The sequence below is a fragment of the Streptomyces sp. Ac-502 genome, from assembly GCF_045222935.1.
In the GTDB taxonomy this organism is placed as follows: domain Bacteria; phylum Actinomycetota; class Actinomycetes; order Streptomycetales; family Streptomycetaceae; genus Streptomyces; species Streptomyces monomycini.
The window spans coordinates 2,142,922-2,167,650 of the sequence record NZ_JBHFFO010000001.1; the positions used below are offsets into that span (position 1 = coordinate 2,142,922).

Here is a 24,729-nt window from a genome sequence, read left to right on the forward strand (position 1 = left end):
AACCGGTCCCCGCCCTTCACCCGCTTGGCACACGCCGCGCCCCCCGAATGCAGCAGCGCGGGACCCGCGAATGCAGCAAGCCGTGGCCCACGCCGAGGGTGGGAAGGGACTCGGTGGCGGTTCTGACCTGAAGCATGGGTTTCGACGGCGTGGAGCCCGCAGACGCCCTCTCCGGCACGTACGGCATTCCGGTACGGCTCGACCCCGCTGAGCACGATCCCCGCTCCGGTACGGCCGCGCTGTGCGCGGCTGGGCCGGTGGTGCCCGTCCTGCTGCCCGGCGGGGTGTCCGCCTGGCTGGTGACCCACCATCAGGCCGGGCGGGCGGTGCTGGCCGACAGCCGCTTCGTCAAGGACATCGGCGCCTGGCGCGCCTGCCGCAGCGGCGAGGTCCCGCGCTCCTGGCCGCCGACGCCGCTGCTGACCGTCGCCAACATGACCACCGCGACGGCAGGCGACCACACCCGGCTCCGGGCACCGCCGGCCCGCGCGTTCACCGTGCGCCGCGTGGAGCGGCTCGGACCGCGCGTCGAGGAGTCGGCCGGAGAGCTGCTGGACGGGCTCGCCGCCGTCCGGCCCGGGGAGCCGGTCGAACTGCGGGCCCGCTACACCCACCCGCTGCCCATACGGGTCGTCTGCGAGCTGTTCGGCGTGCCCGGCGACCGCCGCGACCGGCTCCGGTCGCTGTGCGGGGCCCTGTTCGGCGCCCCCTCGGACCCGCCCGGGGCGCATGCGGCCCACCGCGAGCTGCGCACCGCGCTCGCCGGTCTCCTCGCCGAGAAACGGGACCGTCCCGGGGACGACCTGACGAGTGCGCTGGTGGCACCCGACCCCCACCCGCTGAGCGGCACCGAACTCGTCGACACGCTGTTGCTGATGCTGGTCGCTGGACATGAAACCACCGTGAACCTGCTGGTCAACGCCGTGCACGCGCTGCTGACCCACCCTGGGCGGCTCGCCCTCGTACGCAGCGGGCAGGTGGCCTGGAGCGCCGTGGTCGAGGAGACACTGCGCTGGGACCCGCCGGTCCCCCACTTCCCGTTCCGCCACGCGCTGTGCGATCTGGACGTGGCCGGCCGGACCGTTCGCGCAGGCGATCCGGTGATGCTCACGTACACCGCCTTCGGCCGCGATCCGCGGCAGCACGGGCCCGGGGCCGGGCGCTTCGACATCGCCCGGGCCCCTACCCGGCATCTCACTTTCGGGCACGGCATCCACCACTGCCTCGGCGCGCCGCTCGCCCGGCTGGAAGCGGCCGTCGCCCTGCCCGCGCTCTTCGTCCGCTTCCCTGACCTGTGCCCGCACGATCCGGAGCGGCCGCCCGTCCGCCGTCCGTCGCTGGTCTTCAACGGGTTCGGGGAACTGCCGGTGCGCCTCGCGCCCGGTTCGTGACGTTCGCGACGGCGCCTGGCGGCGGAGCCGTCAGGACGCCCGAGCCGGTGCCGTCGCCGGGACCTCGCCGCCGCACACGGACCGTACGGAGCGGGCCAGTGCCACCGTGTGCAGGGCGTCCAGGCGCTGTTCGCGGCGTACGTGAGCGGCGGCGCCCACCAGCGAGGGAACGCAGCGCGGCGAGGTGCGCGCCGCACCGGACGCGGCGATCGCCCGTACCAGCGCGTCGTTGACGCGGTTGATCTCCTCGCGCACCTCGCCGAGGTCCGGCCGCTCGCCCGGCACCTGCGCCGGGTCCGCGGTCCACCGGCGGTGCAGGCCGCGCTGCACGGTCTTGTTCGCCTCGATCTGGTCCCGGAAGATCCGCGCGGTCCGCCGCGGGTCGGTGCCGAGTTCCGCCGCCTGCCGGGCCACCGCGTCCAGCACCTGCTGCTCACGCACCGGATCGTCGACGGGGCTGCCGGTGCCCCACTTCGCCGCGGCCACCAGGTCGGCGGTGGCGAGGCGTTGGGCGGACAGGACGGCGAGGGGGCGCAGCGTGGTGGCTTCCTGGGGCCCGTCGGCCTGCCGCAGCGCCGCGGCCTCCCGGAGTGCCGCGGCGGGATCGGAGTGCGCCGACGCGGGCCGGGGCCGGGTGCCGGGCGGGGCAGTCCCGGCATCCGCCGACGCCGGGGCAGATACGGCGGTGAGGAGGACGGTCGCGACGCCGCCCGCGATCAACATCCGGCGCGGGGACGTTCGCGCGTTCAGTACCACCGTCGGCCTCCCGGACACCGGCACGGACTCGGGCCTGCCCCGGCGATCCTACTGACGGCGGCACGGGAGCGAGGAAACATCCCCGCTCCCGCCCTTCGTCGCTGCGCCGCGCTCAGCGCCGCGCGTGCAGAACGCGGTGCTCGAAGCGGGCGAAAGCGACCTCCTGTCGCCATTCGAGGGCGGCCTTCAGGTTCTTGGCGAGGAACCGCGTGCAGGCCGCGCGTGGCCGATGCCCGCCCGGACGCTCCATGCGGCACGGGCGCGCCGGTTCGTACGCGCGCTTCCCGTTGTTCCGGTCGCCCCACAGACTGCGGCCCGGGAGGAAGGCGTGCTCCAGGGATGCCCGCGCCAGGTCCTTCAGTTCCCGGTACCGCAGACCGTAGGTGCCGAACGCGTACCGGTACTCGGTACTGATGTCGCTGCGCGAGATGCCCGGGTCGTCGGTGGCGAGCACGACCGGTACGCCGTAGCGCCGGTACAGCGGGAACGGGTGGTCGGCACCGGAGACCCCGAGGATCTGCCGGTTGCTCGTGAAGGGCACTTCCACCGCGATGCCGCGCCGCGCCATGGTGCGCAGGAGGGCGGGGGCACCGTCCTCGTGCGCCACGTCGACGCCGTGACCGATGCGCTCCGCGTGCCCGGTGCGCACCGCCTCATTGATGTGGAAGCGCAGGTCTTCGGGCTTGACCAGGCCGGGGACGAGTTCACCGGCGTGCAGGGTGATGTGGGCGCGCGGGTAGACGCCGTGCAGGTAGTCCAGCATCCGCATGTGGAGGCGGTAGTTGCGCAGCGCGTTCCGCTCGTCCTCCGGCTGTACGAGGTTCACCGCGACGTACCGGTGGTCGCGTTCGGCGAGGCGCATGGCGAGCGCCATCTGGGTGAAGACCCGCTCATGCGTACCGCTGCGCGACACCTGCGAGATGTAGCGGATGGTCAGCCGGCAGCCGGGGCCCGGTCTGCGGGTGTCGCAGCCGGCCGCCTTGCGGAACTGCGCGGTGCCCTTGTCGATCTCCCGGCCCGCCTCGCGTACGAGCCGGTCCAGCTTGCCGCCCGCCACCAGCAGTTGGTGCATCCGGCGCAGGTCCGCGTGGTAGCCGACCTGTTCGGCCAGCTTCTTGCCGCCACCGGAGGCGGGCGTCAGCATCGTCTCCAGGTGGAACTGGTTCTGCCGGGCCGCCGTGTTCGCCACGTCGGCCAGCAGCTCCCCGCCGTGGCGCCAGCTGACCTCGCCGAACTTCCCGAAGGCGGCGAAGAAGTGGTCGTGTCCCGACTCGCCGGACGCCGACGAGAAGTCCTGCATCGACCAGGCCCGCAGGATCTGCCGGTGGAAGGCCCGGTCCTTACGGGCCTGCACCGCCGGACGGGTGCCCGGGCCGCACGGGGCGGGCCTGGCGGTCATGGTCTTCGTCTCGATGCACAGGCCGTCGTCCCCGGCCAGTTTGATCAGCAGCTCGGTCGAGGCCGCGCCGGACAGGTGGTTGTGCAGGTCGGCGCCCTTGGGCAGGCCGCGGAAGAAGGCGCGCAGCGCGGCCGGCCGATTCCGGATCCCGTCGAGGTAGGCGGAGACCCGGCGTTCGGCGCCGGTGGGCGCGGAGGACGCGCCCGGGAGAGCCGCGTGCGCGGCGGGCGCGGCCGGATCCGAGAGGGCCGGGCCCGGGGCGGCGGTCGTGTCGAGGGCCGGCGGCGCGGCGAGCGCGGAGGACGGCAGCAGCGACAGCACAGCCAGGACGCCCGTACCGAGGACGAGCGGGGCGGACCGGCGGCGCCGTCCGCGATGGCGAGAGATAGAGATCACGCGCTCATCCTGGCGAGTTCGGCGGCCCGGACGGCGACGGCAGGCGGGTGTGCGTCCCCTTGGGTGAACAAGATCCCGCCCAGGTGCGGGAGGGCCGCGCGGCGCCGTGTCCGGAGAGGCGTGGACTTCTCCCCGGCCACGGCGGTCGGTCAGCCGATCCAGGTCATCGTGGACTCGTAACCCCCGCCACCCGGATAGACCCAGGCGCCGTCGAGGGTGTCGCCGTCCGCGGCGAAGGTGCCCCTGAAGTACGCGGGTGAGCCCTTCGCGCCGCCCCAGATGGTCAAGGTGTCCCCCACCAACTCGTACACGTAGTCGAAGGTGTGCCCTTCGTTGTCGTAGAAGCGCGACGCGATGTCCTCCCCCGGAGCCCGAGCGCCGAAGGGGTTCTCCCTGCCGATCACCTCGATGCCGGTGATCCGCCGGCCGTGCTGCTCCAGCTCGACCTCCTGCACCAGGAAGAACCCGCCGTCGAGGCGGCGGTAGGTGACGGTACCGGTCGCCCCGCCGTCGACCCGCCAACGGCCCAGGAGCCGCCGCTCCAGCGCCCTGATCTCCTCGTCCCGTTCGTCCGTCCCCGCCGCTTCGCCGTTTCCTGCCTGCCGCTCCGTCACAACCGTTCCTTTCCTTGGCGTCACGGCTCGTACGACCGGCGGAACCCCGGAAAGGAATCGGAGGGTAGATGTGACCCGCGTCACTGCCCGGCCGGACCGTCCTCGACGTCGGCGGGTGTCAGGACGGAGGCGAGGCCGAGGGCGGGCAGCAGGTCCGGCGCGAAGGTGGTGATCTCGGCGATCCGGCCGCCTTCCACACGCAGTACGTCGATGTTCACCGCGGTGTACGACGGCGCGCCGGTCCGCCGTACGTAGTTCGCGACGGCCGGCTGCCGGTTCACGGCGAGCGGTACGGCGAACCAGTCGCCCCACGCCTGGTCCCCCTCCAGAACCGCGCGCCACATGCCGATGACGGCCGCCCGGCCGTCGAACACCAGGTGGGCGGGCGGCATGTTCTGCCGGACGTCCGCACGCAACAGGGCGGCCAGCGCCGGGACGTCGGCGGCCCGCGAAGCGGCGACGAAGCGTTGGAGGAGCGCGCGCTCGGCCTCGGTGGGGCCGGTGGCACCCCGTCCCCAGTCGGCGCGCCGCTCGGGCAACTGCTCGCGCAGCGTGGCGCGGGCGCGTTGCAGCGCGCTCTTGACCGCGGCGACGCTCAGTTCGAGCATTCCGGCCGTCTCCACTGTGGGCAGGCCCACGACGTCGCGCAGGATCAGCACGGCCCGCTGCCGTGGCGGCAGGTGCTGGATCGCCGCCAGGAAGGCCAGTTCGACGGTTTCCCTGGCGATCGCCGCGGCCTCCGGGCCGCTGCCGTCCGGCGCGGCCAGGTCCAGCAGCGCGTCGGGGTAGGGCTGGAGCCAGGTCACCTCGGCCGGGGCGGAACGTTTCGGCATGCCCGCGCCGTCGACCGCCACCGCGATCTCCCTGCTGCGGGCCGGGCTGGACAGCGCGTCCAGACAAGCATGCGTCGCGATCCGATACAGCCAGGCACGGAAGGTCCCCCGCCCCTCGAAGCCCGCCCTTCTGCGCCAGGCGCGCAGCAGCGCTTCCTGTACGAGGTCCTCCGCATCGGCGAACGATCCGAGCATCCGGTAGCAGTGCACGCGCAGTTCGTGCCGGTAGCGCTCGGCGAGCTGCGCGAACGCCGCCTCGTCCCCTGCCAGGACCGCGGCCTCCGCCCGCTCGTCCTCCCCGCGCCCGTCCTGGCCCGAACGCCTTTGCGCACCCATGTCCGCCCCCTCCTCGCGCCGCCGCCACCGCCCGCCCGGGCGATCACGATACGGCTGGGCGGGCGGTGGCGGCGGTGCGGAGGCCGGCCGGGTCGGACCGGGCCGGGGTCCGACCGGGTCCGACGGGCCTCGGCCCCGGCCCGGCCCCGGTCAGGCTCGGTCAGCCACAGCCGGCCCCGATCGCCCCCGATCACACCCGACTACGGCTGATCGGCCCCAATCACCCCCGAACAGCTCCGATCAGCCCCGATCGGCTCCGATCAGTCACGATCCGACACGCTGGTGACGCCCACATTGGCGTTCTGGGCGAGGCCGTCGACCGGGAACAGGAACCCGCTCTTCGACGGCGATCCGAACGTGCCGTGGCTGCCGGAGGCGGGGCGGAGCCCGCCCCGTCGTCCGAGTCGGCGTGCGCCGCGGCGGGCAGCACCACGCCGGACAGGGCCACGGCGGCCAGCAGACCGAACGCCGCACGGATGGTCGTACGAAGTGATGTACGCATGATGTTCCTTTCGAGGGTTGCGCGGTCAGCGCACCACGGGAGAGGGACACCGTCGCGGCATTGGTCCGTCCGTGGGCGCGTACGGCGGTCCGCGCCCGGGAAACCTCAGGGATTGGGCACCAGGAACGTCCGTACCGCGTCGAGGTACTCCAGCGGACGCTCCTCGTGCACGAGATGGCCCGCCCCCTCGACCGTCACCAGACGGCAGTCCGGGATGCGCTCGGCCATGTCCTGGAGCTGCTGCTGCGGGATGTGGCTGGTGGTGCCGCCGGCGATCACCAGGGTCGGCGCGGTGATCTTCGCCAGGTCTTCCCACCACACGGGGTCCGGCGCGTTGCGCTGGGCCACCACGGCCACCTTGGCCTGCCAGTCGAAGGCCGGCGGCCCTGGCGGCGGGTCCGGGATCTCCTGCGGCGGGGACGCCGGGAGGGGTGGGGCGACCTCCTCCAGCACGAGCCGCTCCACCAGCTGCGGGCGGTCGGCGGCCAGCAGCAGCGCGACGACCGCACCGACGGAGTGGCCGACGAGCGCCACGGGCCCCAGCCGCAGTTCCCGGAGGAACCCGGCCACGTCGTCGCGCCACCGCTCGAAGCCGTACTCCCCCGGCCAGTCGCTGTGCCCGTGCCCCCGGAGATCCAGCGCGTACACCCGGTGGGTGGCCGCGAGCTGGCCGACCACGCCGCGCCAGTCCTCACCGTCCTCGCCGAGGCAGTGCAGCAGCACCGCCGGAGGCGCGTCCGCGTCCCCCAGCGCCGGTACGCCAGGCGGACGTCACCGACCTGCACTTTCTGAACGTCACTCATGCGCTCGAAGCTACCCGCACAGGAGTTCGTCACGCCCCTTGACGCGTTCCGCCGTCCGCTGATTACTTGGAGCGCACTCAGCCACCGAATGATCGGTCGGGACACGGAACGGTGAGGCACATGCCGGTTGCGCCAAGATCGGGTACGCGATGAGCAGCGGTACGGGCGCATTCGGCCCGTACGCGGACGCGGGCGCGGTCGACGCCGTGCGACGGCTGTCCGCCGACGAGCTGCGGGCCCGGCAACTGGAACGGCTGCGCGCCTCGTTGCGGCACGCGTACGAGAACGTGCCCTTCTACCGGCAGTCCTTCGACCGGGCCGGACTCCGCCCCGAGGACTGCCGGTCGCTCGCGGACCTCTCCCGATTCCCCTTCACCGTCAAGGACGATCTGCGGGCCCACTACCCCTTCGGGATGTTCGCCGTGCCGCAGGACCGGATCCGCCGTATCCACGCCTCCAGCGGGACGACGGGCCGTCCGACGGTCGTCGGCTACACCGGGCAGGACCTGGCCGTCTGGGCCGACGTCGTGGCCCGTTCGATCCACGCGGCGGGCGGCCGGCCCGGCCACACGGTCCACATCGCGTACGGGTACGGGCTCTTCACCGGCGGCCTCGGCGCGCACTACGGCGCCGAACGGCTCGGCTGCACGGTCGTCCCGGCCTCCGGAGGCATGACCGCGCGGCAGGTACGGCTCATCCAGGACTTCCGCCCCGAGATCATCATGGTGACGCCGTCCTACCTGCTCACCCTCCTCGACGAGTTCGAACGGCAGGGCGTCGACCCGCGGACCACCTCCCTCCGGACGGGGCTGTTCGGCGCGGAGCCGTGGACGGAGGAGATGCGCCGCGAGATCGAGGAGCGCTTCGCGATCGACGCGGTGGACATCTACGGCCTCTCGGAGGTGATGGGCCCCGGTGTCGCGCAGGAGTGCGTGGAGACCAAGGACGGGCTGCACATCTGGGAGGACCACTTCTATCCGGAGGTGGTGGATCCGGTCACCGGTGACCCGCTGCCGGACGGTGAGCACGGCGAGCTGGTGTTCACCTCGCTGACCAAGGAGGCCCTGCCGGTGGTCCGCTACCGCACCCGGGACCTGACCCGGCTGCTGCCCGGCACGGCCTGGCCCGCCTTCCGCCGGATGGAGAAGATCACCGGCCGCTGCGACGACATGATCATCCTGCGCGGCGTGAACCTCTTCCCCGCCCAGATCGAGGAGATCGTGCTGCGCACCCCGGGCGTCGCGCCGCACTTCCAGCTGCGGCTGACCCGGGAAGGCCGGATGGACCACTTGACCGTACGGGCGGAAGCCCGCCCGGACGCGACCCCGGAGGACCGTACGGCCGCCGTCGGCCGGATCGCCCGCGGCGTCAAGGACGGCATCGGCGTCTCGGTCGCCGTGGACATCGTCGACCCGGACACCCTGGAACGCTCCGTCGGCAAACTCAAACGCATCGTGGACGCCCGCGACTGAGGGGCGGGCGGCAGGCCGTCCGCCACGGCCGCGGCCGCGGAGTGTCAGACCCCTGCGTCATGCTCACGGTATGGACGAAGACACTTTCTGGCGGCTCATCGAGGAACACAGACCCGAAGGACGGACCCCGACTCCGAACGGCTGGCGGCCGCGCTGACCGAGCACCTTGCCCGGTCCCCGGTCCACATGGTCACCGGCTTCGCCGAGCAGCTGTCCTGGGCGCTCTACCGCCTGGACCGCAGAGAACTCGGCCTGGGCCTCTCCGGTGACTCGTTCCTCTACACACGCTGCGCCGTCGTGGCCGCCGGCCGCGAGGTGTTCGACGCTGTCCTCCGGGACCCGGGCGCCTTCACCCCGTTCGCCGCCGGCTTCATCTGGGCCGAGAGCCTGCTCTGCGCACCGGACCAGGCCTATGAACGCATCACCGGCGAAGAATGGGACCGCGACACCCGCTACTCCTACGATTCGTACGCGAACACCGCCGGCTGGGCCGCCCGGTCTCCGGGGCGCTGATCTCCGGGGCGGCGATCCGTGCCCGGAGTGAACGACGGAGGCAAGACGTCATGAAGACGGACGCGGGCCTGACAGGCACGGACCTGACGGACACGGACCTGATCGCCCTGGACGACGCCACCCTCGACGGCCCCTGGCCCAGCCTGACACTCGCCGAAGGTGACTAGGGTCCGTCTTCGAACAGGTCTCGCCCGGAGCAGGAACGAGGCGAAAAAGACCGCTGCTTCGCATGCGGTGACGGTCTTGTCGTACCTGGTCGCGACGCGCCACCGCGCGCCGACCGCTGCGGCCCGGTCCGCGGCTACTGCCTGGACGTGCCGTTTGCCGAACCTTGATGACGCCGCGCGCGGATGTTCCAAGGCGAGTGGGCCAGAACCTGGCTCAGGCGGGGGCGCGGGCGATGGTGCCCGCGGTGAGCGTGGCCAGCATCTCCCGCAGGGCGGTCACGAAGTCCAGTTTGAAAGCAGTGAGTGAGGGGTCGGCTTCCTAGGCGGCGAGCATCGCCGGGGAGGGCCGTGCGTGGGTCCACACGGCGCCGACGACCCCGCGGATGGCAGGCGGTTGTGGGCGGCAAGCGAACAGCTCACAGGTGTCCCCTTCGACCTCGAAGCCGGGACCGGGCCCGGGGCCGGGGCCGGGGCCAGGACCGGGGCCGGGGCCAGGACCGGAACCTGGGCCGCCATCTAGGGTCCGTTCTTCGCAGGTCGTCCGATGGCGGATCATGGTGACGTGGCACGCTGCCACGAACTCACCTACGGGGGCGGTAGTTACTCACTCCGCTCATTCCACGAGCCGCGACGGTCCTGCCTCAGGTGCAGGCCCGGGCCGACCGACCACCAATACCCACCGCGCCTACGAGGGCGGCTCTGAAGGACGACTGACCGAGGGCAGCACCCCACGCGGAACCACGGCCCGGAGCATGGCAGTTGAGCGCACCTCCCGCCCCGGGGCTGGATGCGGACAGGCGAGCCTGGACGCGTCGGGGTCTCGTGTCAGTGCCGGGCCATAGAGTCACCGCATGACCGTTCGAGACCATACGGCGTTCGATGCCGCGTGGGGCCGCTGCGCGGCATGGCTGTCCGCGCATTCGCCCATCGATCATGCCGCCCTGCGACCGCCCGCCACCGCCGAAAAGATCACCTCGCTGGAGCACCGGCTCGGCTTTCCCTCCATCCGCAGCTGCGGGCTCTTCTGGAGCGGCACGACGGTGTGCTGGCCCACCCGGAGGAGGACAATTACCACGCGGGGGCGTTCCTGCCGCTGGGGCACCGGCTCAGCTCGATCGACCAGATCGCCTCCCAGCATGCGTGGCTGGTGAGCGAGGCGGAGATGATCGCCGGCTGCGGAGGGGACGATCTCTACGCCCATGCCGTCCGGTGGGTGCCGTTCGCGCTGCCCAACGACGGAGGGCTCGCCTTCGTGGACCACTGCCCCGGCCCCACCTACGGACATGTCTACGAGATGGGTATCGGCTCGGGCTGCGGTGCGGTCGCCTGGGCGTCCAGCCTGGCCGAGCTGTTCGAAGAACTGAGCACCAGCCTGGAGACGGGCGCCCCCTTCCGGCAGTTCCTGCCCACGCCCTCTGAGCTTCCGTCCGGGCACTTCTGTCTGTTTTGGGACAGCGCACCACGGCAGGAGCCCGGAGGTGTTCCGGGAGGAGCGCGGGGAGACGTACGGAGAGGTGGCCAGGGCTGGCCGCCGGCCCGGCGGCCGGCCGTCCTTCGGCCCGCGGTCCCCCGGCCACGGCCCCTCACCGCGCTGGGACGCCTGGTCGTCGGCGAAGTCCCCGCCCCGGTGGCTCCAGAGCGCCCCTGCGTCGAAGTGGTCCACGACGTCCCGGGCATCGGGCCGTCCCACGCGAGTGAGGTCAGCGGGACCGAGGGGCAGGACCCCGACTGACGGGATACCGCCCCGCTGTCTCCCTCCAGCCGTCCTCCGACCTCCCGCCTCCCCTCAGCCCTCCGACGGCCTCTCGACGGCCTTCCGACGGCCTCCCGCCGATGCCTCCCCCGGCCTCTCTCCGACGTCTCCCTCCGGCCTCCCTACCTCGGGCTCGGTGTGATCAGCGCATACGGAGCGCCGAACGGATCCAGCAGCATGGCCAGCCTGCCTATGCCTTCGGCGTCCTCCGGCGGGATGACGACCGTCGCGCCGCGTTCCGTGGACGCGGCGGCCGTCGCGCCGCAGTCCTCCACGGCGAAGTACGGGTGCCACTCCGGCGTGGAGCCCGCCGCGAGGTTCTCGGGCGGCAGCTGCATGATGCCGGCGTGGCCCGCGTCGCCGTTCGGGTCGGTGCCGGCGGGCGAGGCGACCGTGTAGACGAGGTTCTCGCCCATCGCGTTGTCGACCGTCTCCCACCCGAAGACCCTGCGGTAGAAGTCCTTCGCGGCGGGCGCGTCGGTCGTGTAGAGCTCGGTCCAGCACACGGCGTTCGAGGCGCCGACCACGTCCATTCCCTGGACGTCGAGGGGCTGCCAGACCGCGAACTCGGCGCCGGCCGGGTCGGTGAACCCGGCCAGCCGGCCGGCGGTGAAGACGTCGCACGGGCCGAAGCGGACCGCGCCGCCGGCCTGCTCCACCGTCTTGGCCAGGGCGTCCACGTCGGTGCTGTGGAAGTGGACGGTCCAGGCCGCGCTCGCGCCCTCCTCGGTCAGCGGTCCGGCCCCGGCGACGGTCTTCCCGTCGAGCTGGAAGAAGCCGTACCCGCCGGCGTCGGGGCCGGCCGACCGGAAGGTCCAGCCGAAGACGCCGCCGTAGAACGCGACGGCCGCGTCCATGTCGGGAGCCCCGAGGTCGAGCCAGTTGGGCGCACCTGGGACGTACTGGGTCGTGAGCATGCTGATCTCCTCCGGCGTCCGATCGTCACGGCGCGCGACGCGGGCGGCTGCCGAACGAGCACGCACGCCCTCGTCACCGGGGAACACGCGGTGTCGGTCGGTGCCTTTCCCCCCGGCACTTCTCAGCATGGCAGGGGGTCTGACAATCGCCCTCGGCGGACGCCCAGAACAAGATCACTCAGTCCGCGCCGGAGCGGAACCGGTCCCGGAGTTCCCGCTTGAGGATCTTGCCGCTGGCGTTGCGCGGCAGCGCCTCGACGAACAGCACCCGCTTGGGGACCTGGAACCCGGCCAGCCGCTCCCGCGCGACCGCGATCAGCTCCGCCTCCCGCGGCACCCCGGCCGCCGCCCGCGGTACGACCACGGCGGTCACCGCCTCGATCCAGCGCTCGTCCGGCAGCCCGATCACCGCCACCTCGGCGACCGCCGGATGCGCGTACAGCGCGTCCTCGACCTGCCGCGAGGCGACCAGTACACCGCCCGAGTTGATGACGTCCTTGACCCGGTCGACGATGGTGAAGCAGCCCGCCGCGTCGCGCGTCGCCAGGTCCCCCGAGCGGAACCAGCCGTCCCGGAACGCCGCCGCCGTCTCCTCCGGCTTGTCCCAGTAACCCGAGCACAACTGGGGCGAGCGGTAGACGATCTCCCCGGGCGTGCCGTCCGGTACCTCGGTGCCGCCCTCGTCCACCACCCGGGCCTCCACGAACAGCACCGGGCGGCCGCACGAGTCCATCCGGCCCTCGTGCTCGTCCGGCCCCAGGACGGTGGCCAGCGGGCCGATCTCGCTCTGTCCGAAGCAGTTGTAGAAGGCGAGGCCGGGCAGCCGGGCGCGCAGCCGTTCCAGCACGGGCACCGGCATGATGGAGGCCCCGTAGTACGCCTTGCGCAGGCCGCGGAGGTCCCGGGTGCCGAATTCGGGGTGCTGGGAGAGGCCGATCCACACGGTGGGCGGGGCGAAGAGGCTGTCGGCCCGGCCCGCCTCCACCAGTTCGAAGATCCGGTGCGGGTCCGGGGTGTCGAGGATGACGTTCTCGGCGCCGACGGCCAGGTACGGCATCAGGAAGACGTGCAGTTGCGCCGAATGGTAGAGCGGCAGGCAGTGCACGGGCCGGTCGGCGGCCTTGAGGTCCAGGGCGGCGACGGCCGACGCGTACGCGTGCACCAGCGCTCCGTGCGTCATCATCGCGCCCTTGGGGAGCCCGGTCGTGCCGGAGGTGTAGAGGAGCTGGACCAGGTCGTCGGAGCCCGAGCCGTACGGGTCACCCGTTCCCCCGCTCCGGCCGCTCCCTCCGCTCCGGCCGCAGGCGGGACCACAGCCACAGCCCCCTCCGGCAGCTCCTCCCGAGCGCGTTCCAGCAGCGACCCGGCGGCGTCGCGCAGCGGCATGGTGCGCACGCCGGACGGCAGCCGGTGCTCCAGCGCGGGGTCGGTGAGGACGAGGGCGCTGCCCGACTGCTCGACGATGTAGCGCAGTTCGTCGCCGGTGAGGTGGTGGTTGACGGGTACGTGCACCAGGCCCGCGCGGGCACAGGCCAGGAAGCCGATCACGTACGCGTCGGAGTTGTGCCCGTACGCGGCGACCCGGTCGCCGGGCCGGGGCCCGGTGGCCAGCAGGGCGTACGCGGCGGCCGTCACCGCGTCGTCCAGTGCGCGGTAGGTCCAGGACCGGTCGCCGTGGATCACCGCCGTGCGCTCGGGCGTCCGACGCGCGCTCCGCCGCAGAACTCCGTCCACCGTGTTCGTCCGCGCTCCCGTCATGGCGCGATCCTGTGCCCAGGCCCGCGACGGGTCAAGGGCACCGGGGCGCCGCTGCGCCGGCTACACGGCGCGTCCCCGCCCCGCCCAGTACGGGTCGCGGAGCCGCCGCTTGTAGAGCTTGCCGTTCGGGTCGCGGGGCAGGGTCGCGATGAAATCGACCGACCGCGGGCACTTGTAGCCGGCCAGCCGCTCCGCGCAGTGGGCCAGGATGGCGTCCGCGAGGGCCGGCTCCGGCACGTACCCGTCGGCGGGCTCGACGACGGCCTTGACCTGCTCGCCCCAGTCGTCGTGCGGGATGCCGAAGGCCGCCGCGTCGGCCACGGCGGGGTGGGCGAGCAGGGCGGCCTCGATCTCGGCGGGGTAAATGTTGACCCCGCCCGAGATGATCATGTCGATCTTGCGGTCCCGGAGGAAGAGGTAGCCGTCCTCGTCCAGGTGTCCGAGGTCGCCGACGGTGAAGAAGTCGCCGATGCGGTTCGCGCGGGTCTTGCCCTCGTCCTTGTGGTAGCTGAAGCCGCCGGTGGTCATCTTCAGGTAGACGGTGCCCAGTTCGCCGGGCGGCAGGCGCTCGCCGTCGTCGTCGAAGACCGCCAGTTCGCTGATCGGCCAGGCTTTCCCGACCGTACCGGGTTTCTTGAGCCAGTCCTCGGCCGTGGCGAAGGCGCCGCCGCCCTCGCTCGCCGCGTAGTACTCCTCGACGCAGTTCCCCCACCAGTCGATCATGGCCCGTTTGACGTGGTCGGGGCAGGGCGCGGCGCCGTGGATCGCGTGCCGCATGGACGTCACGTCGTAGCGCGCCCGTACCTCTTCCGGGAGGGCGAGCAGGCGGTGGAACTGGGTCGGCACCATGTGCGTGTGGGTGCAGCGGTACGTGTCGATCAGGCGCAGCATCTCCTCGGGCGTCCACTTGTCCATCAGGACGACCTGGTGCCCGATGTGCAGGGAGGCGCCAGCGAATTGGAGTACGGCCGTGTGGTAGAGCGGTGAGCACACCAGGTGCACGTTGCCGCCGAAGGGGCGGATGCCGAAGATGCCGAGGAAGCCGCCGAGCGGGGACTCCTCGGGCAGCCTCCCGGAGAGCGGGCGGCGGATGCCGCGGGGACGGCCGGTGGTGCCGGAGGTGTAGTTCATGACCCAGCCGAGGGCGCGGTCCTCGGGCGCGGTCTCCGGCTGTCCGTCGAGGAGGGCGGAGTACGGGCGGAAGCCGGGCACCTCGCCGACGCAGTAGCGGTGTCGCGGCGGCAGCCCCACCTCGTCGGCGGCGGCGCGGGCCGCATCGGCGAACCGTTCGTGCGCGATCAGTGCCTTGGCTTCCGCGTCACCGGCGATCCAGGCGATCTCCGGGCCGACCGCGTGGTGGTTGACCGGTACGAGGTAGAAGCCCGCCTGGGTGGCGGCGAGATAGGCGGTGAACAGCTCCACGCCGTTGGGCAGCACCACCGCGAACGCGTCGCCCCGCTCCAGGCCCGCGGCGCGCAGGCCGTGCACCAGGCGGTTGCAGGCGGCGTGCAGCCGGGCGGCGGTCCACTCCTCGCCGTCCGGGGCGATCAGGACCGTACGCCCCGGATCGGCGGCGGCCTGCGCCCAGAAGCCGTTCGGGGTGGGTGACGCCATGGATGCCGACATACGTGTCCCTCCTCGGCTCGAAGTCGGTGTTCAGAACCCGGTCGTGCGCCCGGCGATGCGGTCGATGCGGTCGACGGCCCGCTCGAAGCCGCGGGTCAGCTCGTCGAAGACGGCCTGCACACTGCGCTCGGAGTTCATCTGGCCGACGATCTGGCCGACCGGTGTGCCGAGCAGCGGCTCGACCTCGTACTTCTGGATACGGGAGACGGCCTCGGCGACCAGCAGCCCCTGGAGGGGCATGGGCAGCGGTGCGGGACTGGACGGGTCGTCCCAGGCGTCCGTCCACGCCGTACGGAGCTGCCGGGCGGGCTTGCCGGTCAGCGCGCGCGAGCGGACGGTGTCGCCGGAGCCCGCCGCGAGCAGCTTCTCGGTGAGCCGCCGGGAGTGCAGCCCGGCCTCCTCGGTGGTCAGCCAGACGGAGCCGAGCCAGACGCCCTGGGCACCCAGGGCCAGCCCGGCGGCGACCTGTTCGCCCGTACCGATGCCGCCGGCCGCGAGCACGGGCAGCGGGTCCACCGCGCGGACGACTTCGGGGGTGAGGACCATGGTGGCGATCTCGCCGGTGTGGCCGCCGGCCTCGTAGCCCTGGGCGACGACGATGTCGATGCCGGCGTCCCGGTGGTGCCGCGCGTGATGGGGGCTGCCCGCCAGGGCGGCGACGAGGACGCCGTGCGCGTGGGCGCGTTCGACCACGTCGGCGGGCGGCGAACCGAGCGCGTTGGCCAGCAGCTTGATCGGGTACTCGAAGGCCACGTCGAGCTGGGAGCGGGCCACCTCTTCCAGCCAGCCGGTGATGCGCCAGCCGGACGCCTCGCCCGGGGGCAGTTCGGGCACCTGGTGCGCGGCCAGGGTCCGCGCGACGAAGCGGCGGTGCTCGGGCGGGATCATCTCCTCGATGTCCGCCTCCGTGACGCCCTCCACCTTTTTCGCGGGCATCACGACGTCGAGGCCGTACGGTCCGCCGTCGGTGTGCCGCTCGATCCAGTCCAGGTCGCGGGCCAGTTCGCCGGCGTCCGTGTAGCGGACCGCGCCGAGCACGCCGAAGCCCCCGGCACGGGTGATCGCGGCGGCCACCGCCGGGAACGGGGTGAACCCGAAGACGGCGTGCTCGACTCCCAGGCGGTTGCTCAGCTCCGTCTGCATGGCCGCAGGATGCCGCAGGGACGCTTCCGAGGGAAGAGGGTTCCTGATGCCTCGTCAGGAAAGGGCGGGGTGGGGCCCGTAGGGGCGGGGTGGCTCCCGTAAGAGCGGGGCGGCCCCCGTAAGAGCGGGGCGGCCCCCGTAAGGCCGGGGCGGCTCCCGTAAGAGCGGGGCGGCCCCCGTAAGGCCGGGGCGGCTCCCGTGTCACATCCTCCGGGGCGCGATCCGTCCAGGAGGACGGACATCTGCACAGCGGGGCGGGCATCCGCCCAGCGGACCCGGGAGGCACATCTTGCGGACGGACATCACCGTCATCGGCGGCGGTACGGCGGGGCTGGTGGCCGCCATCGCCTGCGCGGAGGCCGGAGCGGCCGTGACGCTCCACGAGGCGCACGCCTCACTGGGCGGGCGCGGGCGCGCCACGCCCGCCCCCTACGTCGCCCACGAGGGGCCGCACGTCTTCTACTGCGACGGTCCGCACTGGACCTGGCTCGCGGAGCGCGGCCTGACGGGCCGGCCGGTCCGGCCGCCCGCGCGCGATCTGCTGCGGGTCTCCTTCGTACGGGACGGGCGGCGCACCCTCCGGCCGCCGGCCGGGTTCCTGCGGATGATCTCGGTGGGCCGGTCCCGTACCGCCCCCGTCGACGAGGACTTCAGCGGCTGGGCGTCCCGGCACTTCGGCGAGGAGGCGGCGCGCGCAGCGGCCAACGCGATCGCCGCCGTGACGTACGACGCGGACACCGGGCGGCTCTCGGCCGCATTCGTGTGGGGGCTGCTCCGCCGGGTGTTCGCGCCCGGTGTGCCGACCGTGCGGTGGGTGGCGGGCGGCTGGCAGGCGGTCGTGGACCGGCTGGCGGCCCGCGCCCGGCTGCTCGGCGTACGCGTCGAGCTGGGCTCCCGGGTCACCGCGCTCCCGGACCGTCCCACCGTCGTCGCCACGGAGCTGTCCTCCGCCCGCGCCCTGCTGGGCGACGCTTCGCTGCGCTGGGAGAGCGGCCACTGCGTGTTGCTGGACCTCGCGGTTCCCCGCGGGGAGCGGGATCGGTTCCTCGCCTTCGACCTCGACGCGGGCGGTTTCCACGAGAGCTACTCGATGCAGGACCCGAGCACCGCGCCGCCCGGCACGTCGCTGTTCCAACTGGACATGCCCGTACGCGGCGGGGAGAGCCCAGCCGGGGCCCGGCAGCGGCTGGAACGTTTCGCCTGGCTGACCGTACCCGGATGGCGCGACCGCGCGGTGTGGCGCCGCCAGGGCACCGCGCGCGGCCGCACCGGCGCCCTCGACCTGCCGGGGCTGACCTGGCGGGACCGTCCGGCGATCGACCGCGGGGACGGGGTCTTCCTGGCCGGGGACATGGTCGCGGCGCCCGGGATGCGCGGCGAGATCGCGATCAACAGCGCTCTACGGGCCGCCGCGGGGGCGGTACGGGCGGCAGGGCTCACCGGCCGTGGGACCGCGGGCGCCGCGTGAGCGCCCCGAGCGTCACCGCCGCCCCAGAACGGCCATGGCGGCGTTGTGGCCCGGAATGCCGCTCACCCCGCCGCCCCGGATCGCCCCCGCCCCGCACAGCAGCACGTTGGCGTGCGCGGTCCGCACCCCCACCGGGCAGCCGCGTCGTCCGCACCGTTCGCCGTGCCGTTCTCCGCAGCACCCCCCGCACCGCCCTCCGCCCGGTACGGAAAGGCCAGCTCGCGATGGAAGATGTTGCCGCCCGGCAGCCCGAGGTCGCGTTCCAGGTCGAGCGGGCTGCGGGCCTCGACGCACGGGCGGCCGTCCGCGTCGGTGGCCAGGCAGTCGGTGAGCGGTTCGGCCAGTACGGCGTCGAGCTGGGCGAGGGTCGCCGCGAGCAGGCGCTCCCGGGTGGCGTCGTGGTCGTCGGCGAAGAGCCGGGCCGGGGTGTGCAGACCGAAGAGGGTCAGCGTCTGGTAGCCCTGGCGTACCAGGTCGGAGCCGAGGATGGAGGGGTCCGTCAGGGAGTGGCAGTAGATCTCCGAGGGCGGCGCGGCGGGGAGTCCACCGGCGGCCGCCTGCCGGTAGGCGGTCTCCAACTGCTGGTAGCCCTCGGCGACGTGGAAGGTCCCGGAGAAGGCCAGCCGCGGGTCGACGCCGGTGTCCCGCAGCCGGGGCAGCCGGGTGAGCAGCATGTTGACCTTGAGCTGGGCGCCCTCGGCGGACCCCGGGGACGGTTCGCCGAGGAGCCCGGCGAGGACCTGCGGGGCGGCGTTGACCAGGACGTGCCGCGCGCCGACCGTGCCCTGTTCGCTGGTCACCTCGGCCGTGCGGCCGTCGGTGGCGATGCCGGTCACCGGGCAGTCGGTGACGATCTCCGCGCCGGCCTCGCGGGCGGCGTCGGCGAGCGCGTCGGTCAGGGCGCCCATACCGCCGATCGGCACGTCCCAGTCGCCGGTGCCGCCGCCGATGACGTGGTAGAGGAAGCAGCGGTTCGGTGCCAGCCCCGGGTCGTGGGCGTGCGCGAAGGTGCCGATCAGCCCGTCCGTGAGCACCACGCCCCGTATCAGGTCGTCGTCGAACACCAACTCGACCGTCTCGCCGAGCGGCCGTTCGAACAGGGCCTCCCAGGCCGCGTCGTCGCCGACCCGGGCGCGCAGCGTGGCGCGGGTCGGCAGCGGTTCGGTGAGGGTGGGGAAGACCCGTTCCGCGACCCGCCGGGTCATGCCGTAGAACCGCCGCCAGGCCGCGTACTCCCGGTCCGAGCCGGTGATCCGGGCGAACGAGGCGCGGGTGGCGGCCTCGTCGGTGCTCACGTACAGGCCGGTGGGGCGGCCGCCGCGGACCGCGGGCGTGTAGGAGGAGACCGAGCGCCGGCGGACCGCGAAGCGCAGCCCCAGATCGTCCACGATCTTCGTCGGCAGCAGGCTGACGAGGTAGGAGTAGCGGGACAGCCGCGCGTCCACGCCGCGGAAGGCGCGCTCGGAGACCGCGGCGCCGCCGGTGTGACCGAGGCGCTCCAGGACCAGCACGCGGCGCCCGGCGCGGGCGAGGTAGGCGGCGGCGACCAGGCCGTTGTGCCCGCCTCCGACGATGGCCACGTCGTACGAAGTCCGTTGCGGCATGTCTCTTGGTAGCACGCGGTGATCGGCGCCGCCAGGTACGGACGGCTGAATTCCGCGAGCCCCGCAGCGCGGCGCCTTGCCCGTCCTCCTCCTACGTTCCTAACGTCCGACGATGCGTTGTATCGGCCTGCTCCGTCCCCCCGTGAGGTGACCTGTGCACGTTTCGTCGGCAACGCGTCCCCCGAGGCGCACCCCGACCCGCCTGAGCGCCGCCGCCCTGTGCGCGGCGGGTGTCCTGTCCGCGGCCGCCGCCCTCCCGGCGGCGGCCTCCCCGCCGCTCCCGGCCCGGCCGGGCGCCCGGGCGGCGCGCGGGCCGCGGCGGACTACCCGAACCTCACCCCGAGACCCCCGATGGGCTGGAACAACTGGTCGTACTACATGTGCGACATCGACGAGAAGGTGATCCTCGGCAACGCACGGGCCCTGGTGAAGACCGGCCTCGCGGCCAAGGGCTACGACACGGTCACCGTCGACGACTGCTGGATGCTCAAGCAGCGCGACGCCAAGGGCAACCTCGTCCCGGACCCGGCCCGCTTCCCGCGCGGCATGGCGTACGTGGGGCGTGAACTGCACCGGATGGGGCTGAAGTTCGGCATCTACGAGGACGTCGGCAAGCTGACCTGCGAGAAGTACCCGGGCAGCCTCGGCCACTACCAGCAGGACGCCGACCTCTTCGCGAAGTGGAAGGTCGACTACCTGAAGATGGACGGGTGCAACCTGCCCACCGCCCCCGGCAAGACGAAGGAGCGGACCTACCAGGACGCCTACCGGGCGGTCAGCCGGGCCCTGCGCAAGACCGGCCGCGACATCGTCTTCTCGGTGTCGGCGCCCGCCTACTTCCAGTACGACGGCGACCGGGTCTGGCACCACGTCATCCGCTGGTCGTCGCAGGTCGGCAACTTGTGGCGGGAGGGCCGCGACATCGCGGTGGAGAAGCACGGCGGCGCCAGGAAGTGGTCGTCGATCAAGTACAACTACGCGTACAACGCCAAGCTGGCGCCGTTCCAGCGGCCGGGCCGCTGGAACGACCCAGACTTCCTGCTGGCCGGCGACTCCGGGCTGTCCACCCGGCAGATCCAGAGCCAGATGGCGCTGTGGGCGATGATGGCCGCACCGCTGATCTCCAGCACGGACCTGACGAAGATCTCACCGGCCGCGCTGCGGGTCCTCGGCAACCGGGACGTCATCGCCGTGGACCAGGACCCGAAGGGCGTCCAGGGGCGCGTCGTCCAGCAGGGGCCGGGGTACGACGTGCTGTCCAAGCCGCTGCGGAACGGTGACCGGGCGGTCGCGCTCTTCAACTCGGGCGACGCGCCGCGGACGCTGTCCACCACGGCGAAGACGGCCGGTCTGCCGAGGGCGGCGACGGGCCAGTACGAGCTGCGCGACCTGGTCACCCGGCGCACCTCCCGCACCGCCGGGAAGATCTCCGTACGGGTACCGGCGCACGCGACGGTGCTCTACCGGGTGCGCCCCGTGCGCTGAGCGGCCGCCGGGCCGGTGCCTCAGGGCGCCGAACGGCCGCCGGGGCGCCGGTGTCCCAGGGCACCGGCGGGCCACCGGGCCGGGACCGAAGGCGCAGCCCTCCTTCACCCCCGGCCCGGCGTGCGCCGCTGCCGCAACGCGGCGACCCGGCGGTACAGTGCCACCGCCTCGGCGGAGCGCCCCAGCTGCTCCAGGCACTGGGCCTCGTCGCCGCGGCTCGCGAGGGTGTCCGGGTGGTCGGCGCCCAGCACCCGTTCGCGGGCCGCCGCGACCTGCCGGTAGACGGCCAGCGCGTCGGGCCAGCGGCCCAGCCACCCCAGGGCGATGGCGATCTCCCGGCGGCTGACCAGGGTGTCGGGGTGGTCGGCGCCCAGCACCTGCTCGCGGAGCGCGGCCACCGACCGGGCCTCGGTCAGCGCCTCCTCCCAGCGGCCGAGGCGGCCGAGGTTGACGCCGAGGCCGTGCCGGGCGCGCAGCGTCTCGGGGTCGGCCGGGCCCTGCGCGGCCGTACGGGCGACGACGAGGTCCCGGTACAGCTCCAGCGCCTCGGCGCTGCGTCCGAGGCGGCCCAGGCTTATGCCGACCTCGTAGCGGGCGGCGAGCGTGTCCGGATGGCCGGGCCCCAGCGCCTGGGCCCGGTCGGCGGCCACCTCCCGGTACGTCCGCAACGCCTCCGCCCAGCGCCCCAACTGGCCGAGCAGGTACGCCACCTCGTACCGCGTCACGAGCGTGTCCGGGTGCTGCGCCCCCAGCACCCGGGCGCGGGCCGACGCCACGTCGCGCGCCATCCGGTACGCGTCCTCCAGCCGGCCGAGACGGCTGAGGTTGAAGGCGAGGTTGTGCCGGCAGCGCAGCGCGTCCGGGTGCTCGGGGCCCATCGTGCGCTCCCGGGCCGCGAGGACGGACACGTACACCTGGTGGGCCTCGAAGTGCCGCCCGAGCCGGCCCAGCGCGTACGCGGTCTCCTGGCGGGCGGCCAGGGTGTCCACGTGGTCGGGGCCCAGACTCCGTTCGCGCCCGGCGGCCACCCGCTCGTACTCGCGCAGCGCGTCGGCGGGCCGGCCCGACCGGGCGAGGGTGAAGGCCACCTCGAACCGGCTGGCGAGGGTGTCGGGGTGGTCGGGTCCGAGCGCGTGCTCCCGTTCGGCGGCGACCGAGCGGTGCACCTCCCCGCCTCCGCCCACCGGCCGAGCCGCCCGAGGCTGAGCCCGGCGTTGTGGCGGGCGGCCAGCGCGGCGAGGTGCGCGGGCGAGGGCGCGGGGCGCTCGGGGACGTACGGCGCCGGGGTGTCGCGGCTGAGCGGCGGCAGGCCGCTCGTCCACGAGCCGGTGAGCCCCGCGGCGCCCTCGGCACCGGACGCCCGCGGCGCGCGGGGACCGGCCTGGGACCCGCCCCGCATGCCCTGCGTCCAGGACGGCAGGCGGTACGCGGCGCGCGTCGGCGTGCGCCCGTCCGGCCACGCCGGGAGCGTCGCCCCCACCGTGGGGTACTCCGGCGGCCTGCGGGCCGAGACGAGCCGCTTCACCAGCTCCGAAGCGTCCCGGGGCCGGTCCTCCGGATCCTTCGCCAGCAGGTCCAGCACGATCCGCTCGTACGCCTCCGGCAGGTCGGGGCGGTGCCCGCGCGGCGGCTCCGGCGGCGTGTCACGGTGCCCGACGAGCACCGCCCAGGCGTCGTCGAGATCGAACGGCGGCGCCCCCGTAGCCAGCTCGTACAGCACACACCCCAGCGAATACAGGTCACTGCGATGATCGACCGTCCCGGCACCGATCTGCTCCGGCGACATGTAGTGCGGCGTGCCCATCGCGATGCCGGTACCGGTCAGCCGGGCGGTGAACCCGATGTCGTGCCCCAGCCGGGCGATGCCGAAGTCGCAGATCTTCACCGTCCCGTCGGCGATCCGCACGATGTTCGCGGGCTTGAGGTCACGGTGCACGATCGACTGCTCGTGGGTGTACGCGAGGGCCGCCGCGACCTGCTCGGCGATGTCGGCGAAATCCGGTACGGGCAGCGGATCGTGCCGGTTGTCCTCCAGCAACTGGCTCAGGTTCCGCCCGTCGAGCAGCTCCATCACGAGGAACAGGATCCCGTCGTCCTCACCGAAGTCGTGCACGACCGTGATCCCGCGGTGCTGGAGGGCCGCCGCCACCCGCGCCTCCCGCCGGAAGCGCTCCCGCAGCACCCGCAGGAACGACGGATCGTGCTGCGGCCCGAGCGGCTTGAGGCACTTGACCGCGACCTGCCGCCCCAGCGACTCGTCCCGCGCCCGCCACACCTCCCCCATCCCGCCGCGCCCGATCAGGTCGAGCAACCGGTAACGCCTCTGGACCAGCCTGCTCTCCACCATCGCCCGCCCGCGCCCCCGTCCCCACCGCGTCCGCCGCGATCCCCCTCGGTGCCCCGCCCGTTCAGTATGGCGGGACGGGGGCGTGGGGTGTAGGGCGCTGAGGAGGCACCGTGGGGGCGGGCCGGGCCCGCGCTACCGCCGTACCCGCGGCATCCCCAGTCCGATCCACGCGATGATCTCGCGCTGGATCTCGTTGTTGCCGCCGCCGAAGGTGAAGATGACCGCGGAGCGGTAGCCGCGTTCCAGTTCGCCGTGCAGGACGGCGCCGGCCGAGCCGTCCTTCAGGGGGCCCGCCGCGCCCACGACCTCCATCAGCCAGGCGTACGCGTCGCGGCGTGCCTCCGAGCCGTGGACCTTGACCGCGGAGGCGTCCTGCGGGGTGAGTGTGCCGTGCTGGAGGGCGTCCACCATCTGCCAGTTGAGCAGCTTCATGGCGTCGAGCTTGGTGTGTGTACGGGCCAGGCGGCCGCGTACCCACCCGAGGTCGATGACGCGCCGTCCATCGGCCAGCTTGGTCTCGGCGGCCCAGCGCTGTACGTCGTGCAGAGCGCGGACGGCCATCGTGCCGTGGGCGGCCAGGGTGACGCGTTCGTGGTTGAGCTGGTTGGTGATGATGCGCCAGCCCTGGTTCTCCTCGCCGACGCGGCGGGTGAGGGGGACGCGGATGTTCTCGTAGTAGCTGGCGGTGGTGTCGTGCGAGGCGAGGGTGTTGATGCGGGTGCAGGAGTAGCCGGGGTCGGAGGTGGGTACGAGGAGCAGGCTGATGCCCTTGTGGGGCGGCACGCCGTCCTCGGCGGGCGCGGTGCGCACGGCGAGCCAGACCCAGTCGGCCGTGTCGCCGTTGGTGGTCCAGATCTTCTGTCCGTTGACGAGGTAGGCGTCGCCGTCGCGCACGGCCCGGGTCTTCAGTGACGCGAGGTCCGTACCGGCGTCGGGTTCGCTGTAGCCGATCGCGAAGTCGATCTCCCCGGCCAGGATCCTGGGCAGGAAGTACGCCTTCTGCTCGTCGGTGCCGTACCGCATGATCGTCGGGCCGACGGTGTTCAGCGCCATCAGCGGCAGCGGCACACCCGCCTGCGCGGCCTCGTCGAAGAAGATGAACTGCTCCATCGGCGTCAGGCCCCGGCCGCCGTACTCCTCGGGCCAGCCGACCCCGAGCCACCCGTCCGTACCGAGCCGCCGGATCGTCTCACGGTAGAACCGCTTCTGCGGGCCGGGGCCGGCGGCGTCCCGCGCCCCGGTCCCGGCGCCGTGGAACCGTGCGGACGCGTCGTCAGGGGTCAAGGCGGCGAAGTACTCCCGCAGTTCGGACCGCAGCCGCTGCTGCTCCGGGGTGTATTCGAGGTGCACGGCCCCTCCTGGTCTGACCGGCCCGGATCGCACGGTGAAACGTCCGCACTCCGGCGCACGCGGGCGCGGCACGGCGCGCGGAATCGTGGGTTTCTG

The 24,729-nt window shown here is 73.2% G+C and carries 14 protein-coding genes and 5 pseudogenes; 6 read left to right on the forward strand and 13 right to left on the reverse strand.

The window, feature by feature from the left end; translation table 11 throughout:
• The first annotated feature begins 134 nt into the window (after window positions 1–134).
• Complete coding sequence (locus ACEXOX_RS09620; protein WP_406519957.1) at window positions 135–1,391, forward strand: cytochrome P450; 1,257 nt, start codon at window positions 135–137, stop codon at window positions 1,389–1,391.
• Window positions 1,392–1,421: 30 nt separating this feature from the next.
• On the opposite strand, the gene ACEXOX_RS09625 is transcribed toward ACEXOX_RS09620, so the two are convergent.
• The 5 genes and pseudogenes from ACEXOX_RS09625 to ACEXOX_RS09645 all read right to left on the reverse strand — a co-directional run bounded on the left by ACEXOX_RS09625 (window position 1,422) and on the right by ACEXOX_RS09645 (window position 7,030).
• Window positions 1,422–2,114: a chorismate mutase gene (locus ACEXOX_RS09625; protein ID WP_406519958.1), complete on the reverse strand. Its 693-nt coding sequence runs from the start codon at window positions 2,112–2,114 to the stop codon at window positions 1,422–1,424.
• A 145-nt stretch (window positions 2,115–2,259) separates the two neighbouring features.
• Window positions 2,260–3,939 carry an adenosine deaminase gene (locus tag ACEXOX_RS09630; RefSeq protein WP_406526279.1) on the reverse strand — a complete coding sequence of 560 codons (1,680 nt, stop codon included), beginning with the start codon at window positions 3,937–3,939 and terminating at the stop codon, window positions 2,260–2,262.
• Between the two features lie 152 nt (window positions 3,940–4,091).
• The gene (locus ACEXOX_RS09635) at window positions 4,092–4,556 is read right to left on the reverse strand and encodes a hypothetical protein (protein ID WP_406519959.1); all 465 of its coding nucleotides are present in this window, start codon (window positions 4,554–4,556) and stop codon (window positions 4,092–4,094) included.
• A gap of 80 nt (window positions 4,557–4,636) precedes the next feature.
• The gene (locus ACEXOX_RS09640) at window positions 4,637–5,725 is read right to left on the reverse strand and encodes an RNA polymerase subunit sigma-70 (protein ID WP_406519960.1); all 1,089 of its coding nucleotides are present in this window, start codon (window positions 5,723–5,725) and stop codon (window positions 4,637–4,639) included.
• Window positions 5,726–6,332: 607 nt separating this feature from the next.
• Window positions 6,333–7,030: pseudogene (locus ACEXOX_RS09645) on the reverse strand (alpha/beta fold hydrolase).
• A 149-nt stretch (window positions 7,031–7,179) separates the two neighbouring features.
• Between ACEXOX_RS09645 and paaK the strand changes: the two are divergent.
• Window positions 7,180–8,502, forward strand: a complete 1,323-nt coding sequence (gene paaK / locus ACEXOX_RS09650; protein WP_406519961.1) for a phenylacetate--CoA ligase PaaK — start codon at window positions 7,180–7,182, stop codon at window positions 8,500–8,502.
• Window positions 8,503–8,655: 153 nt separating this feature from the next.
• The gene (locus ACEXOX_RS09655; protein WP_406526280.1) at window positions 8,656–9,015 is read left to right on the forward strand and encodes a DUF4240 domain-containing protein; all 360 of its coding nucleotides are present in this window, start codon (window positions 8,656–8,658) and stop codon (window positions 9,013–9,015) included.
• 381 nt (window positions 9,016–9,396) lie between these two features.
• Here the strand turns inward: ACEXOX_RS09655 and ACEXOX_RS09660 are convergent.
• Window positions 9,397–9,558, reverse strand: a pseudogene (locus ACEXOX_RS09660) (TetR/AcrR family transcriptional regulator); the annotation flags it as partial.
• 666 nt (window positions 9,559–10,224) lie between these two features.
• Here ACEXOX_RS09660 and ACEXOX_RS09665 point away from each other — a divergent pair.
• On the forward strand, window positions 10,225–10,914 hold the full coding sequence (locus ACEXOX_RS09665) for a hypothetical protein (RefSeq protein ID WP_406519962.1): 690 nt from the start codon (window positions 10,225–10,227) through the stop codon (window positions 10,912–10,914).
• A gap of 143 nt (window positions 10,915–11,057) precedes the next feature.
• Here ACEXOX_RS09665 and ACEXOX_RS09670 read toward each other — a convergent pair whose 3' ends face one another.
• The 4 genes and pseudogenes from ACEXOX_RS09670 to ACEXOX_RS09685 all read right to left on the reverse strand — a co-directional run bounded on the left by ACEXOX_RS09670 (window position 11,058) and on the right by ACEXOX_RS09685 (window position 16,379).
• A complete protein-coding gene (locus ACEXOX_RS09670) occupies window positions 11,058–11,852 on the reverse strand; it encodes a VOC family protein (protein WP_406519963.1) in 795 nt (264 codons plus the stop codon).
• A 178-nt stretch (window positions 11,853–12,030) separates the two neighbouring features.
• Window positions 12,031–13,629, reverse strand: a pseudogene (locus ACEXOX_RS09675) (fatty acyl-CoA synthetase); the annotation flags it as partial.
• A 41-nt stretch (window positions 13,630–13,670) separates the two neighbouring features.
• Entirely contained in the window at window positions 13,671–15,224 is a 1,554-nt protein-coding gene (locus ACEXOX_RS09680) for an acyl-CoA synthetase (protein ID WP_406526281.1), read from the reverse strand.
• A 42-nt stretch (window positions 15,225–15,266) separates the two neighbouring features.
• Window positions 15,267–16,379 carry an NAD(P)H-dependent flavin oxidoreductase gene (locus ACEXOX_RS09685; protein ID WP_406519964.1) on the reverse strand — a complete coding sequence of 371 codons (1,113 nt, stop codon included), beginning with the start codon at window positions 16,377–16,379 and terminating at the stop codon, window positions 15,267–15,269.
• Between the two features lie 289 nt (window positions 16,380–16,668).
• Between ACEXOX_RS09685 and ACEXOX_RS09690 the strand changes: the two genes are divergently transcribed.
• Window positions 16,669–17,847 (forward strand): FAD-dependent oxidoreductase, encoded by a 1,179-nt coding sequence (locus ACEXOX_RS09690; protein WP_406519965.1) that lies wholly within the window; start codon window positions 16,669–16,671, stop codon window positions 17,845–17,847.
• A 12-nt stretch (window positions 17,848–17,859) separates the two neighbouring features.
• Here the strand turns inward: ACEXOX_RS09690 and ACEXOX_RS09695 are convergent.
• A pseudogene (locus ACEXOX_RS09695) lies at window positions 17,860–19,451 on the reverse strand (phytoene desaturase family protein).
• A gap of 147 nt (window positions 19,452–19,598) precedes the next feature.
• Here ACEXOX_RS09695 and ACEXOX_RS09700 point away from each other — a divergent pair.
• Complete coding sequence (locus tag ACEXOX_RS09700; RefSeq protein ID WP_406519966.1) at window positions 19,599–20,936, forward strand: glycoside hydrolase family 27 protein; 1,338 nt, start codon at window positions 19,599–19,601, stop codon at window positions 20,934–20,936.
• 104 nt (window positions 20,937–21,040) lie between these two features.
• Here ACEXOX_RS09700 and ACEXOX_RS09705 read toward each other — a convergent pair.
• Window positions 21,041–23,283 (reverse strand): annotated as a pseudogene (locus ACEXOX_RS09705) (tetratricopeptide repeat protein).
• A gap of 132 nt (window positions 23,284–23,415) precedes the next feature.
• Complete coding sequence (locus tag ACEXOX_RS09710) at window positions 23,416–24,633, reverse strand: acyl-CoA dehydrogenase family protein (protein WP_406519967.1); 1,218 nt, start codon at window positions 24,631–24,633, stop codon at window positions 23,416–23,418.
• Between the last annotated feature and the right edge of the window lie 96 nt (window positions 24,634–24,729).